This is a genomic window from Micromonospora sp. H61 (assembly GCF_018070325.1).
GTDB classification, from domain to species: Bacteria; Actinomycetota; Actinomycetes; order Mycobacteriales; family Micromonosporaceae; genus Micromonospora; species Micromonospora salmantinae.
In genome coordinates this window covers 1-421 of record NZ_JAGPXY010000259.1, presented here as the reverse complement: position 1 = coordinate 421, position 421 = coordinate 1, and the positions used below count along the sequence as shown (strand labels likewise).

Below are 421 nucleotides of genomic sequence, written 5' to 3'. Positions count from 1 at the left end.
CCGCAGCAGAGCACAGGTGAACTGCCAGCCTGAAGTTTAGCTACTCACCAGCGAACCAGCGGAGGGACCACTCACACGGGTGGTCCCTCCGCTGGCGCGGCACAGGTCAGCTGGGACAGCCGACGACAGGGCAGCGCGTGTTGCGCCCACCTGGGTGGCTCGCCCGCTCCCGCTCGTTCAGCCCTTGGCCTGGCCGCGGCGGACTCGCCGACGGGGCTTGTCGTCGCCGCCGGCAAGCCGGGTGAAGGTGAGCATGTTCGCCAGCGCCACGGCGATGATCGCGACGCCGACCTGAATCGCGAGCACCACCCAGTCCCAGCGCAGCACCCACACCTTCGCGCCGGCTCCGTCGTCGATATCAAGCGCCCGAGCAACCACTGTGCCCAGCACCGCCGAGCCGACGCCGATGACGAAAGTGGCG

General features: G+C 69.4%; 1 pseudogene. It reads right to left on the bottom strand.

Annotation, left to right across the window (positions count from 1 at the left end):
* Positions 1-177: 177 nt before the first annotated feature.
* Positions 178-421 (bottom strand): annotated as a pseudogene (locus KBX08_RS33485) (hypothetical protein); the annotation flags it as partial.